This is a genomic window from Catenibacterium sp. RTP21428st1_D7_RTP21428_210409 (genome assembly GCF_040227455.1).
Lineage (GTDB): Bacteria > Bacillota_I > Bacilli_A > Erysipelotrichales > Coprobacillaceae > Catenibacterium > Catenibacterium mitsuoka_A.
Window position 1 is genome coordinate 1 of sequence record NZ_JBEHVX010000063.1, and the last position, 15014, is coordinate 15014.

Here is a 15014-nt window from a genome sequence, read left to right on the forward strand (position 1 = left end):
AAAGGACAAAATAATTATGTAGGTTTTCCAACATTCTTATGTTGTCTTTTACCTACATTTTTATTTTATCCTTAGCAGTTGATTAACTCTTTTTTATTTTTTACAGGCTGAATAGAGTATAGTTCATCACATAGTGCTTTTTTTTCATATGCAATCAAATAAGTATTTTTTCATCTTCTATAATATTTATTCCATAAGGATAGGCAGATGAAGAAACATCTCAGTAAGTAAAAGTCTCAAAATTATTAGTATAGTTCTTTTTCTCACTTACATTTCATTTCGGTATGAAGAGGAAATCTCACTTCTTTACTAGATAGGACTATGATGTTAAAATTTGTATTAATGAGGTGATAACATGAATCTAGAAACATTAGTCAATCAAAATTATAATATATTAAATGAAAACGAACACTATATTATTAAACAAATACTAAACAATCAAAAAGAATATAGTCAGTATTCATGTGAAAAGATTGCGAATGAATGTCATGTTTCTAGAGCAACTCTGCTTAGATTATGTAAAAAGATTGGGTTAAATTCTTTTTCTGATTTAAAATATTTACTAAAAAAGCATTATGATGAAGTAGTGCATCATGATACAGACTTCCATCAGATTTGTTTTAATTATGGACTACTCATTAATGATTTGAAAAAGATATCATTTCAGCCTATCTGTGAAAAGATATATAATGCAGATGTTATGTATGTTTATGGATCTGGCAATGAACAAAAAAGCTTAGCTCAGGAATTGAAAAGAATCTTCTTATCTATGAATAAATGTGTTATTGATCTCTTTGATCTAGGTGAAGTTGAATTCATGATGGGTAGCTTTAAATCCAATGATGTTTTTATCATTATCTCTTTATCTGGTGAAACAAAAGAAGGTATAGAAATCGCAAAAAGAATCAACAAGACTATACAGCTTATTTCTTTCACAAGACTATGCAATAACACAATTGCATCGCTTTGTGAATACAACTTATATGTTTCAACGCAGAAGATAGATACATTACAAATAACTTCTTATGAAGTTGTAGGTGCCTTTTATGCTTTATTAGATTTATTATATATGAATTATATTGATTATAAAGAAGGTGTGTTAAATGAAGTTAGAACAACAGATTAATAAGTACTATGATTCACTCACACCTAATGAACAGTATATATGTGAATGTATCTTGAATCATAAAAATGACTGTATACGATTATCTATTGACGAGTTTGCAATCAAATATCATATATCTACAAGTGGCTTGTCACGTTTTTCACAGAAAATTCAATTATCAGGGTATAGTGAATTAAGAGCGGTATTACGTTTGAATGAATCAAACCAGGTCAAGAATAATAAAAGTATTGATCAACTAATGGATTGTTATAATAAGGTTATTGAAGATATTGATCAAAAAGATTGTACAAAAATATTTGAAAAGATGAATTCCGCAAATCGTATTATTGTATTTGGTGAAGACTTCTTTCAAGGCAGAGTAGCGAAGGAGATGAAAAGAATCTTTTTGCCAACAGGTAAGATTATATATGATGCTTATGGTCATGATATCATTCAAACATTAAAGAAGTTTATACAAGAAGATGATATTATTTTCTATATTTCATTAAATGGTCAATCTCCAACGATTATTGAGCTTGCACAGGAGATGCGTATGAGGGGGATTTATATGGTTTCTATCACAAAAATGCAGAGTAATATGTTAGCACGTTTATGTGATGATAATTTATATACCCAATCCATGCAGATACCAGTCAATGAACATTTGAAATATGATATCACAACACCTTATTTTATACTTATCGAATTATTTTATATTAAGTATAAGATGTATGTGAACACTGCACATATTCCCAATAACTGAAAATCTGTACCAAAGATGCACATATTTATTAGAGGATGTCGATTTATTGATATCCTCTTTTTTGAATGTTAGTATGAGTTTGCTAGCAGAAAAGGAGGAATAAATGTATAAATTACTACTACTTGATATAGATGGAACGCTAAGAGATGAAGTCAGAGGAATACCAGAGTCTGCCAGACAAGCGATTCATTTATGCCAAAAAAATAATTGTAAAGTGATTATTTGTACGGGAAGAAGTATGGGAACAATACAAAATGATGTTCTATCCTTAGGTGTTGATGGATTTATTGTTGGTGGAGGTAATTGTGTCCTATATAAGAATAATGAATTGTTTCATCAATCGTTTGATCAAAAGTTGATGAATCAGGCAATTGCACTATTGAAGAGTAAAGATGTCGCATTCTCAATAGAAAGTTCAGATAAAGTATTCATGAATCAAAAGGCTAAAGAAATATTTGATGAAATGAATAAAGCAAAATTAAGACATTCTTCTACGTCAAAGCAGTTTATATCAAAAAAAATAATTTATAAGAATAATATTGATGAATATCGAAATCAGAAGATACATAAAATCTGTTTATGGGCAGAGGAAGAATTATTCAAAAAAATGAAAGCGCTACTAAGAAATACAATGCAATTGGCACAAAGTGATCCAGAACATCATTATTATGAAATTATTCAATCAGGGTGTGATAAAGGAAAGGCAATCAAACGTTTACAGAATTATCTTAATATCAGTAGAGATGAAACAATTAGTTTTGGTGATGGACAAAATGATATTGCGATGGCCGATGCATCTCATACAGTGATTGCAATGAAAAGAAGTCATCCGATGTTGAAGGAAAAAGCAACATCAATATGTGAGGATATCTTTGATGATGGTATTTATAAGGAGTTAAAAAGAAGAGGTATTATTTAAGGAGATTAATTATGGAAAAGAAGTGGTGGCAAAAAGAAGTTGTATATCAAATCTATCCAAGAAGTTTTCAGGATAGTAATAATGATGGAATTGGTGATTTACAGGGCATAATTTCTAGATTAGATTATTTGAAAGATTTAGGAATTACATCAGTCTGGCTATGTCCAATCTTCAAATCACCCATGGATGATAATGGCTATGATATCAGTGATTATCTAGATATTGCTGAAGAATTTGGAACTATGGACGATCTTAAACAATTAATTGAAGAGGCAGATAAGAGAAATATCAAAATTATTCTAGATTTGGTTCTTAATCATACAAGTGATGAACATCCATGGTTCCAGGAAGCTTTACACAATCCTGAAAGCGCATACCATGATTATTATATTTTCAGACAGGGCAAAGAAGTACCAAATAACTGGCGTTCAGTATTTGGTGGAAGTGTATGGGAAAAGGTTGATGGACGTGATGAATACTATTTCCATTCATTTGGCAAGAAACAGCCTGATTTAAATTGGGAAAATCCTGAGTTAAGACAAGCACTTTATAAAATGGTCAATACCTGGTGTGAAATGGGGATTTCAGGATTTAGAATTGATGCTATTACATTCATTAAAAAGGATTTGAGTTTTGCAAGTCAAGAAAGTGATGGGGCTGACGGACTAGTAAAATGTACAAAGACTGTTAGAAATCAGCCAGGTATTGAAGAGTTCCTTGAAGAATTAAAAGAAGAAACATTTAAGAAATATGACTGTATGACAGTCGCAGAAGCTGCAGGTATTCGTTATGATCAATTAGAAGAATTTATTGGTGAGGATGGTTTCTTCTCAATGGTATTTGATTTCAAGTATGCTGATTTAGATATTGCTTCAGGATCTGAATGGTTTAAAAGAATTCCTTGGACAGTTTCTGATTTGAGAAAATTGATTATGGAGAGTCAGTTAAATGTACAAAAATATGGATGGGCAGCAAACTTCATTGAAAATCATGACCAGCCAAGAGCGACCACAAAATATCTATTGGAAAATGAAAATAATCCAGTTGCAGTTAAAATGTTAGGAGCTATGTATTTCTTCCTTAAAGGAACTCCATTCATTTATCAGGGTCAGGAATTAGGTATGATAAATTTCAAGAGAACAACTATTGATGAGTTTGATGACTTATCAAGTATTGATCAGTATCATCGTTCTATTGAAGAAGGTTATTCAAAAGCAGAAGCTTTAGAATTCGTTAATCTTAGAAGCCGTGATAATACAAGAACGCCATTTCCGTGGAATGATGGAGAAAATGCAGGTTTTTCAAAGCATAAACCTTGGTTAAAACTTGTTGAAAATTTTGATGATATCAATGCAAAAAATCAGATAAATGATCCTACAAGTATATTAGAATTCTATAAATCAATGATAAAGTTTAGACAAACAAGTGTTTATTCAGATTGTTTGATTTATGGATCAATTGAAGAAATTAAAGTGGAAGATGATGATGTCATTGCATACAGAAGAAAACTGGATGATATGGTCATTGATTGTTACTTTAGCTTCTCTAATTTTGAAGTTGAACTTGAAAAGAAAGAAGATTATGAGGTAATCTTCAATAATCTAAATTCTGTAGATTTAAATGATGGTATTAAGTTAAAACCATTTCAGGCAGTATTATTGAAAGTGAGATAAAATTATGGATAAATATAATAAAATAGCAAGAGAAATTATTGCACTTATTGGCGAAGACAATATTATTTCTGTTACCCATTGTGCAACAAGATTAAGAGTTATGGTCAAAGACAGAGACCTTATTGATGATAAAAAGATGGAAAAAGTGGATGAAGTAAAAGGTGTCTTCTTTACATCTGGACAGTATCAGATTATTTTAGGAACAGGTATTGTCAATAAAGTGTATGCTGAAGTTGAAAACATTGGTGTAAAAACTTTATCTAAAAAAGAACAGGATGAAGCTGTAAAGAATAATGAAAAGGGTATTAAACGTATGATGCGTACATTAGCAGATATCTTTGTGCCCATCATTCCAGTTATCGCTGCAACAGGCTTGTTCTTAGGTTTAAAGGGTTGTTTATTTAATGACAGTGTATTGGCTTTATTTGGATTATCATCTGCACATATTCCAGCCTATATTCAAACACTTGTCTCTGTATTAACAGAAACAGCATTTGCATTCTTACCTGCTATTATCGTATGGTCAGCATTTAAAGTGTTTGGTGGTACACCAGTTGTAGGTTTAGTTATTGGTCTCATGTTAGTGTCACCAATCCTGCCCAATGCATATTCTGTTGCGGATCCTAAAAGTGGTGTTGAAGCAGTCATGGCATTTGGATTTATCCCGATTGTTGGGTGTCAGGGAAGTGTATTAACAGCTATAGTTACAGGTCTTATTGGCGCTAATCTAGAAAAATGGTTTCGTAAACATATGCCTAATGTATTAGATCTTATTTTTACTCCATTCTTTGTGATGTTAATTACTATGCTTGTAATCTTATTAGGCGTTGGTCCAGTAATGCATACTATCGAGCTAAAGATGGTTGCAATCATTAGAGCATTAATTGACCTACCATTAGGTATTGGTGGATTTATTATTGGATTTACTTATCCATTAGCCGTTATTACAGGTTTACATCATACATATGTTATGATTGAAACATCTTTATTAGCTAATACAGGATTTAATGCACTTATTACGCTTTGTGCAATGTATGGTTTTGCGAATATTGGTACTTGTCTCGCATTTATTAAAAAATCTAAGAATGAACATGTAAAACAGACTGCAGTCGGTGCGATGTTATCGCAGTTATTTGGAATTAGTGAACCGGTCTTATTTGGTATCCAGCTTCGTTTTAACTTAAAGCCACTCATTATTATGTGTACTACTTCAGGTATTGGTGCTGCATTATTATCAATCTTCCATATTCAGTCTAATTCATATGGTTTAGCCGTATTACCTTCTTACTTAATGTATATCTATGAAGGTCATCAGTTGTTATATTATTTCTTGGTTTCAGTATTTGTAGTTGTATTATGCTTTATTCTTACTTATCTATTTGGCATTCCTCAGGAAGCTATTAATCCAGATAAAGAAGACTTAACAGCTGATGAATATTTTGTATCACCTGCAAAAGGTAAAATCATTGCATTAGAAGAAGTTCCAGACAAAACATTCTCTCAGAAATTATTAGGTGATGGATTTGCGATTGATATTACTGATGGAAAGATCATAGCTCCAATCTCTGGTAAACTGGAAACAGTATTCCCAAGTGGGCATGCATTTGGTATCAAAGGAGCAAATGGTGAAGTATTACTTCATATTGGTATTGATACAGTTTCGTTAAATGGTGAAGGATTTGATGTGAAAGTAAAACAGGGTGATTTTGTGAAACAAGGTGATGTTCTTGTCAATGTGGATTTAGATAAGATTCATCAGTTAGGTAAATCAACACTTACAATGGTACTTTTCACAGAAGGCAATAAAGTAAAAAATAATAATCTCAATAAAGAAGTTCAGGTGAATGAACAAATAGATATCACTTTCTAGTTATGAGTGTGGGGCTCACTATTAAAAGAAGCGAGAGTATCGCTTCTTTTTTTAACACTCTTTTTAAGTGTATTGTTGCTTTAAGTTATCTTATTCAGCAAAAATTCCATAACGATATGTCATGTGATATTTATTTGAGTTTAAGTAAAGGTATTTGTTAGGTTTAACACAATCTATGTGCTTCAGATACAAAACATATATAAATATCATGAAAAGTTTGTTCATTAAATATGTGGCTTATGCCACACCTTATAAAGGTATCAACTTTTTTACAGGTTGATACCTTTAGTAGTATGTAGAAAATATTTGTTTATAACTGTAAACGTTTCATTGATATTAAGTCCTAAAGACATATGTTATCATGTAGTCATGAGAATAAAATAACAAGGAAGGATGCAAATTTTATGAAATATTCAAAATTATTTAGTCCAATAAAAATTGGAAGTATAACTATTAAAAATCGATTTGCGATGGCTCCAATGGGACCTTTAGGTCTTGCAGATGCCAATGGTGGCTGGAACCAGCGTGGCATTGATTATTATGTAGAAAGAGCAAAGGGTGGAACTGGACTTATTATTACAGGTGTTACATTTTTTGATCAGGTTGTGGAAAAACAGGACCCTACAACTGTTCCTAATCCACTTTACAAGCCTGTTAACTTTGTGAAAACAAGTAGAGAAATGACAGAGCGAATTCATGCATATGGAAGTAAAATCTTTTTACAGTTATCAGGAGGATTTGGTCGTGTGACTATTCCTACAAATGTAGGTGATATTCCACCCATTGCACCATCTGCAATCCCACATCGCTGGTTAGATAAGACTTGTCGTGCCATTACTGTAGATGAAATTCATGCTATTGTAAAACAGTTTGGTGAAGCTGCTTTCCATGCAAAAAGAGCAGGTTTTGATGGTGTGCAGATTCATGCTGTACATGAAGGTTATTTAATTGATCAATTTGCGATTTCAATGTTTAACCAAAGAACTGATGAATATGGAGGTTCTCTTGAAAACAGACTTCGTTTTGCAAAGGAAATAGTAGAAGAAATTAAAAAAACATGTGGTGATGATTTCCCTGTTACACTTCGTTTTAGTTTAAAAAGTATGATAAAAGATTGGCGTGTTGGGGCATTACCTGGAGAAGATTTTGAAGAAAAGGGCAGAGACACAGAAGAAGGCTTAAAAGCTGCTAAATTACTTGAAAGCTATGGCTATGATGCGTTGGATACTGATGTTGGAACATATGATGCCTGGTGGTGGAATCATCCTCCTATGTATCAAAAGAAAGGACTTTACAGAGAATACTGCAAAATGGTAAAAGAAGTAGTAGATATCCCAGTATTCTGTGCAGGTCGTATGGATAATCCAGATATGGCATTAGAAGCCATTGAAAATGGTGAATGTGATGTTATTGATCTAGGTAGACCACTACTAGCAGATCCAGATTATTGTAATAAATTAAGATGTGGTAAAATCACACAGATACGTCCATGTATTTCTTGTCATGAAGGATGTATGGGAAGAGTTGCTTCATATTCTCTTATTAATTGTGCTGTAAATCCACAGGCGGCTAGAGAGCGTGTTAATGCATACGTGCCTATTTTAAAAAAAAAGAAAGTGTTGATTGTAGGTGGTGGTGTTGCAGGATGTGAAGCTGCACGTGTATTAGCTATCAGAGGACATCAACCAGTAGTTTATGAAAAAGGAAGCAGACTTGGCGGTAATTTAATCCCAGGTGGAGCTCCTGATTTTAAAGAAGATGATATTGCATTAGCAGATTGGTATACAAATGAATTAAATCGTTTAGGTGTACATGTTCGTTTGAATACGGAACTTAATGAAGAAGAAATTAAAGCTATGGATTATGATACTGTTATTCTTGCGACAGGATCTAAACCAAAAGTATTCTCTTTGGGTGATGATTCACATACTTATACAGCAGAACAAGTTTTATTGAAACAGAAGGATGCTGGAAAGAAAACTGTCGTTGTAGGTGGTGGACTTGTAGGTTGTGAAACTGCTTTGTGGTTGGCGCAGAATGGAATTCATGTTACAATTGTTGAAGCATTAGATAAGGTAATGGCTGTAAATGGTCCACTTTGTGCTGCGAACAAAGAAATGTTGGAAGCATTGCTACCATTTAATGGAGTAGAAATTATCACAGGTGCAAAGGTTACAGAATTTGCGAATGGAGAAGTGAAAGTAGATACTAAAGAAGGTAGCAAGACTATTATGAGTGATAGTGTTATCCTTTCAGTTGGATATAAAGAAGAGAATACACTTTATAATAATCTTCAGTTTGATATTCCTGATCTTTATTTGCTTGGAGATGCAAAAAAAGTATCCAACATCATGTATGCAATCTGGGATGCATTCGAAGTAGCTAACCATATTTAATAGTGATATAAAGGTGACTGGTGATTTAAATTGGGTGATATAAAGAATTTTATATATTTTCAGAAAGTATATGAAATGCATAGTATGCATAGAGCAGCTGAACATTTATTTATTTCTGCACAAGGTCTTGGTAAAATCATCAAGAATCTTGAACACGAGTATAACACCACTTTTTTCGTTCGCTCTCAAAATGGTGTTGTTCCTACAGATAGTGCAAAATTATTTTATGACTGGAGCAAAGAATTAGTTTTGCAGGATGCTCATATTAAAACTGAAATAAATAATCTTAACAATGGAATAAATCGCTTACGAATTGGTTGTGCAAGTGGTATCTTAAAGGCTATTCAACTTAAGACAATATTAGATTTTGCAAACTCAAATAAAACTCTTCATGTAGAATGGAGTGAGTACAGTAATGAAGAAGTCATAAATAAGCTTCTTAATTATGATATTGAGTATGGTATTGTTGTTGGACTACATGATTATCCTAATTTAGAACAAGTAAAATTATGTCAATGTAATCTTGTTTTATATGTATATGAAGGACATCCTTATTATGAGAAGGAAAAAATCCCTCTAGATATGCTGAGGGATGAAAATATTATAATAATGAATGAGAGTTTTCATATATATAATGATTTCATTAAAGCCTGTAAAATAAAGGGGTTTACTCCAAACATAAAAGCAAAAACCATGGATGGCGGAACCTTGATGCATTTATGTAGGCAAAAAATAGGAATTGCGATTTCACCAAAATTTGAAGATGAAGCACCAGCAGGATTAAAGGCAATTGCATTTGAAGAGCCCTATCATTGGGATATTTATGGTACTTTTAGAAAAAATTCTAAAGATGATTCAATAAAAAAACTTCAAGTCGCATTATTGCCGCAAATCTAATTAAAGGTTTGTTTGAAACTATATAAAAAATCGTGTGAACAAAATTGATTTACACGATTTTTTTTATATCATGACGAATGCTGTATTAATGGGGATATGACTCTGTTCTTGGAATAATTTCTTAATTTGGGGAATACATTGAACGAATGGGTAGAATATGCAACAATTGTTAATGAGGTAAAATTATGAAGTACAATAATATTGATTATATACAGAAAAATCCAGCCACAAAAGAAGAAATAATCACTAGATTACAGAATGCAGCTAAAGAAGATGAAGAATATCATATGGATGATGGTTTGATTGATGCAATGAATGAATATCCAGAACCTTTTGAACTTGTGGAACCTATTTTAGAAATTATAGGAACTCATCCTAGGGTTGATTTTGGTATGCCGGGGGATCTAGTTCATTTTCTAGAACAATTCTATAAGTATGGATATGAAGAATTATTAGTTTCTTCAGTAAGAAAAAATCCTACAGCACATAATATATGGATGGTACATCGCTGTTTCAATGATGTAAATAATCCGAAGAGAGAAATGTTTGTAGAACTCATGAAGGAACTTAAAGATGATTCATCAGTCTCAATGGATATTAAGAAAGAAATAGATGAATTTGATTGGGAATAGAAGTAAGCTGAGATGAAATGGAAGACTCATTTTATTTCAGCTTTTTATGATACAAGAAAAGTTTAAGTTGTTTATTTATCGACATAAAAATATGAAAAATATGACATTATGTAAGTGTTTACATCGGTATACTAAATCTGTACTAAAAAGTAAGTATAAAGATATGCGCAGCTTTATGATTACATCAAATATGGAGGATTAAATATGAACTTTTTTGACAAATTTCAAAGAGGTCTAGAAAAAGTAGTTGGACCTTTTGCCACTGCTGTAGCAAACAGCCGTTATATTAAAGCTTTAACAGAAGGATTTATGTATACTATGCCTATTACATTAGGTGTAGCAGCAATTGCAGTTTTAGCAAACTTACCAATTCCTGCATGGACACAGTTTTTACAGAGTATTGGAATCTATGCGACTGCATTAGAAGTTGTTTCTTTAACTTTATCTTTATTAGCTATTTATGTAGTAGGAGCTATTGGATATGCTTTTACTAAGAATGAAGGAGAAAATGGAGCAATCGGAGCTGTTATGTCTATGGCAGCATTTATTATCTTAATTCCTGTTCAGACTTTTACAAATAAAGCAGGTGCTGCAGTTTCAACAATTGCAACTAGTTATTTAGGAAGCGATGGTATTTTCTTAGCAATCATTTTAGGTTTAGTTATTCCTGCTTTTTATTGTTTCTTAATGAAAAAGAACTTGAAATTAAAACTTCCTGATTCTGTACCACCAATGGTTTCTCAGTCATTAGCACCTACTTTTGTCGCAATGATCCTAATCACATCAGTATTTGCAGTTAAATATGCTTGTACATTTACACCATATGGCAATTTATTTACTCTTATTAGTACTTTGGTTGGTAAACCAGTATCTGCCTTTGGTGCAAATCCTATTTCACTTATTGCTATTTTTACATTAATGAACCTTATCTGGTTCTTTGGTGTTCATCCAAATGCAATTCTAATGCCTTATATGCCTATTTTAACAATTGTTGGATTAGCTAACCAGGAAGCATTCTTATCAAATCAAGCATTACCTTACTTAACATTTGCAGTTCTTGCTTCATGTATTCAGATTGGTGGAGCTGGAAATACTTTAGGATTATGTATTGCTTCATTCTTTGGTAAATCAGAGAAATACAAAACTATGAGAAAATTAGTTGCACCTGCAAACTTATTTAATATCAACGAACCAGCAATTTTTGGTTTCCCAATTATGTTAAATCCTATTTATCTAATTCCAATGATATTCTCAGCCCCTGTAAAAGGATTTCTTGTATTAGGATTATTGAAATTTATTCCAGTTTCAGTCAACCCAACTATTTCAATGCCATGGGTAACACCTGGATTTGTTACTGCATTTTTCCAGGGTGGGGTACCTCTATTAGTGATCTGGTTCCTTTCTTTAGGTATTGATTTCTTAATGTATTTACCATTCTTCTTAATTGATGATAAGAATGCATTAAGACAAGAACAAGAAAACGCATAGTACTAATTAGAAGTGAGCACATAAAAGGAGAAGTAAAATGGCTAAAATACAGTGTAACGTAATATCTTATACATTAATGAGAACAGTTGATATTGATGTGATTCTACCATCAGTTACAATTCCAGAATCTATGGGAATGAGCGGTGAAAAACCTCATCATGATTATTCTAAAAAATATCCAGTATTATATCTCTTACATGGATTTGGTAATAACCATGCACAATGGGGTGGCTATACAAGTGTAGAACTATTTGCGGAAGAGAGACAGATAGCTGTTGTTATGATTTCTGGAGAAAACAAGTATTACATTGATCACCCACAGGATGCATTTTATGACTTTATTGAAAACGAGTTACCAGAATTTATAGAAGGAGTATTCCCAATTTCTCATAGAAAAGAGGATCGCTATATTGCTGGCTTGTCAATGGGTGGATTTGGTGCTTTATATCATGGTTTATCAAATACTCATAAATATAGTGCGATTGGTGCTTTTTCAGCAGCAGTAAAAATGAAAGGCAATCCTATTGACTTATATCAAATATTAGAAAACAGTGATGGAAACATTCCAGTTTATATGACTTGTGGAGATAAAGATTTTATATATGAATCTGACGTTAAGTTTGTTGAAGCAATGAAAGAAAAAGGAATGAATGTTGAGTGGATCAGTGTTAAAGATTATGAGCATGAATGGCGTTTCTGGAATCTTGCGATTGAAAGATTTTTAGATTGGATTCCTAGAACAGATGAATATTCAAATGCAAGAAGAAAAGTATAGTGGAGGTAAAATATGAGTTTTCCTAAGAATTTCTTGTGGGGCGGTGCAACTGCTGCAAATCAGTATGAAGGTGGATATTTAAGCGGTGGTAAAGGACTAGCTACTGCGGATGTTATCACAAATGGTGATATGCATAATCCAAGACGTATTGTTATTGAGTTGGAGGATGGAACAAGACAAACAATTAATCGTTTTCAGGATGTTCCTAAGAATGCAAAGGCAATCATTGATGATTCTGTTTACTATCCAAGCCATGTGGCAACTGATTTTTATAATCATTACAAAGAAGATATTGCTTTAATGGGAGAAATGGGATTTAAGACATTTAGAATGTCTATTAACTGGACTCGTATTTTTCCTAATGGCGATGATGAGCAGCCTAATGAAGAAGGATTAAAATTTTATGATAATGTTTTTGATGAATGTCTAAAATATGGAATTGAACCGCTTGTTACTATTAATCATTTCGACCTCCCTTTAAATCTAGCAGTTCAATATCAAGGATGGTTAGACAGAAGAACAATAGAATTCTTCACTAGATATTGTGAAACAATATTTACAAGATACAAATATAAGGTCAAGTACTGGTTAACATTTAATGAAATTAATTTTTTAAGAGATTATACTACACTTGGTATCTTTGAAGCATCTCAAAATGTACAGAATCAGCAGCAGGCAATTTATCATATTCTTCTAGCAAGTGCAAAAGCTGTTATGTTAGGCCATCAAATTAATCCTGATTTTAAAATTGGTTTAATGATTGCGAATATTCTATTCTATCCTGAAACATGTAAACCACTAGACTCAATCAAAGAAATGGAAATGGCAAGAGATTTTAAGGATTTCTATTATGATGTACAATGTCGCGGATATTATCCAAACTATAAATTAAAAGAATTAGAAAGACAGAACATCGTTTTGAAAACTGAAGAAGGAGATCAGGAACTTTTAAAAGAAGGTACTGTAGACTTTATTTCATTCAGTTATTATAACTCTTCTGTTATTTCTACTAAGGAAGTCAAAGAAGGTTCGTCAGGAAATCAAATTGGAGGCGCTAAAAACCCTTATTTAGAGGAATCTGAATGGGGATGGCCTATTGATGCGGAAGGATTAAGACTTGTATTAAATCTTTTATATGATAAGTATCAATTACCACTCATGATTGTTGAAAATGGACTTGGTGCATTAGATACAATTGAAGAAGATGGATCTATTAATGATGATTATCGTATTAATTATTTAAGAAAACATATCGAACAAATAAAGATTGCTATCGAGTATGATGGCGTTGAAGTTTGGGGATATACACCATGGGGATGCATTGATTTGGTCAGTGCAGGTACAGGTGAAATGAAAAAAAGATATGGGTTTGTTTATGTAGATATGGATGATTTAGGAAATGGTTCTTTAAAAAGAACGAAGAAAAAATCGTTTAACTGGTATAAAAAGGTGATTCAATCAAACGGTGAAGGACTATAGATAGTTATTAAGAAATGGTTGTGGTATAATTCTGTAAGGTGAATTATATGAAGATTAAATATGATGAAGAATATGAAAATATAGATGGTGAAAATCTTAATTTAAGACGTTTTGATAAACATAAATATTGTCTATTTTTAAGTGATGTAGGAGAGAATCAGGAGTTATTTATTGTTGAACCTCATTGGCATGAATGGTTAGAAATTGTTCATATTACTGAAGGAGAAATGACTGTCTATACTCCGCAAGGAGAAACAATTGTTCATAAAGGGAACACTGTTGTTATCGGCATGCAAACATTACATAAGATAGTTGCAGAAACAGGACACTATAACTATCAATGTATACATATTAATATAGGTTTTATACTTCAATATATGTCTTCCTCTTTATTGAACGATAAAGTCTTTATTGTTCAAAATGAAGAAGAGTTTCAATCTTATTGTTCAACGATAATACAGCTTATAAATCATGATGATGTTTACTCACAATTAAGATATAAAGCAAGTATATTAAATATTCTTGCACTATGTGTTCAAGAAACACAATCTGATTTATTGGATGCAAAAGATGAAATTAACGATATATTTTCAGATATTCTATTCTATGTGAGTACACATTATCAAGATAATATATCATTGCAGAAATTGTCGCAGGAATTCAATTACACAACACAACACATTTCTTTGCTCTTTAAGAAGAATTTGAATACAACTTATTATACTTATTTAACCAAGATAAGATTAGATCGTGCTAAGTTTCTATTGATGACAACACAAAAGAGAAACTTAGATATCGCAATTGAGTGTGGTTTTTCAAATGAACATTCTTTAATAAGTCACTTTAAGAAGAGCTATCATGAGACACCCTCTCAATTTAGAAAAAAACATCAGATAAAAGACGAGACTATTTCTTAGGAAATAGTCTCTTTTTAAAGGAGGAAGTGTGAAACAAAAATCAATCAAAACGTATAAAAAAAGACAAACTTAAAAACAAGTTTGAATAATTTAGAAAAAA

12 protein-coding genes are annotated in these 15014 nt (G+C 32.0%); all 12 read left to right on the forward strand.

Annotation, left to right across the window (positions count from 1 at the left end; translation table 11 throughout):
- Window positions 1-355 precede the first annotated feature (355 nt).
- The 12 genes from ABUA27_RS09150 (at window position 356) to ABUA27_RS09205 (ending at window position 14914) form a co-directional block, all read left to right on the forward strand.
- Window positions 356-1126 carry a MurR/RpiR family transcriptional regulator gene (locus ABUA27_RS09150; RefSeq protein ID WP_349820593.1) on the forward strand — a complete coding sequence of 257 codons (771 nt, stop codon included), beginning with the start codon at window positions 356-358 and terminating at the stop codon, window positions 1124-1126.
- Window positions 1104-1868 (forward strand): MurR/RpiR family transcriptional regulator, encoded by a 765-nt coding sequence (locus ABUA27_RS09155; RefSeq protein WP_129980724.1) that lies wholly within the window; start codon window positions 1104-1106, stop codon window positions 1866-1868. The genes ABUA27_RS09150 and ABUA27_RS09155 overlap by 23 nt, the downstream gene beginning before the upstream one ends.
- Before the next feature lie 103 nt (window positions 1869-1971).
- The gene (locus ABUA27_RS09160; protein WP_129980725.1) at window positions 1972-2787 is read left to right on the forward strand and encodes a Cof-type HAD-IIB family hydrolase; all 816 of its coding nucleotides are present in this window, start codon (window positions 1972-1974) and stop codon (window positions 2785-2787) included.
- Between the two features lie 11 nt (window positions 2788-2798).
- Window positions 2799-4460, forward strand: a complete 1662-nt coding sequence (locus ABUA27_RS09165) for a glycoside hydrolase family 13 protein (RefSeq protein WP_287968496.1) — start codon at window positions 2799-2801, stop codon at window positions 4458-4460.
- 4 nt (window positions 4461-4464) lie between these two features.
- Entirely contained in the window at window positions 4465-6330 is a 1866-nt protein-coding gene (locus ABUA27_RS09170; protein ID WP_287846459.1) for a sucrose-specific PTS transporter subunit IIBC, read from the forward strand.
- A 404-nt stretch (window positions 6331-6734) separates the two neighbouring features.
- The gene (locus tag ABUA27_RS09175) at window positions 6735-8726 is read left to right on the forward strand and encodes an oxidoreductase (protein WP_287846460.1); all 1992 of its coding nucleotides are present in this window, start codon (window positions 6735-6737) and stop codon (window positions 8724-8726) included.
- 30 nt (window positions 8727-8756) lie between these two features.
- Complete coding sequence (locus ABUA27_RS09180) at window positions 8757-9623, forward strand: LysR family transcriptional regulator (protein ID WP_129980729.1); 867 nt, start codon at window positions 8757-8759, stop codon at window positions 9621-9623.
- Window positions 9624-9808: 185 nt separating this feature from the next.
- Window positions 9809-10255 carry a hypothetical protein gene (locus ABUA27_RS09185; protein ID WP_287968493.1) on the forward strand — a complete coding sequence of 149 codons (447 nt, stop codon included), beginning with the start codon at window positions 9809-9811 and terminating at the stop codon, window positions 10253-10255.
- A gap of 204 nt (window positions 10256-10459) precedes the next feature.
- Window positions 10460-11743, forward strand: coding sequence for a PTS sugar transporter subunit IIC (locus ABUA27_RS09190; protein ID WP_287968492.1), 1284 nt, complete (start codon window positions 10460-10462; stop codon window positions 11741-11743).
- Between the two features lie 37 nt (window positions 11744-11780).
- Window positions 11781-12518 carry an alpha/beta hydrolase gene (locus ABUA27_RS09195; RefSeq protein ID WP_349820594.1) on the forward strand — a complete coding sequence of 246 codons (738 nt, stop codon included), beginning with the start codon at window positions 11781-11783 and terminating at the stop codon, window positions 12516-12518.
- A gap of 12 nt (window positions 12519-12530) precedes the next feature.
- Window positions 12531-13997, forward strand: a complete 1467-nt coding sequence (locus ABUA27_RS09200; RefSeq protein ID WP_349820595.1) for a glycoside hydrolase family 1 protein — start codon at window positions 12531-12533, stop codon at window positions 13995-13997.
- Window positions 13998-14044: 47 nt separating this feature from the next.
- Window positions 14045-14914, forward strand: a complete 870-nt coding sequence (locus ABUA27_RS09205; protein WP_349820596.1) for an AraC family transcriptional regulator — start codon at window positions 14045-14047, stop codon at window positions 14912-14914.
- The last annotated feature ends 100 nt before the right edge of the window (window positions 14915-15014 follow it).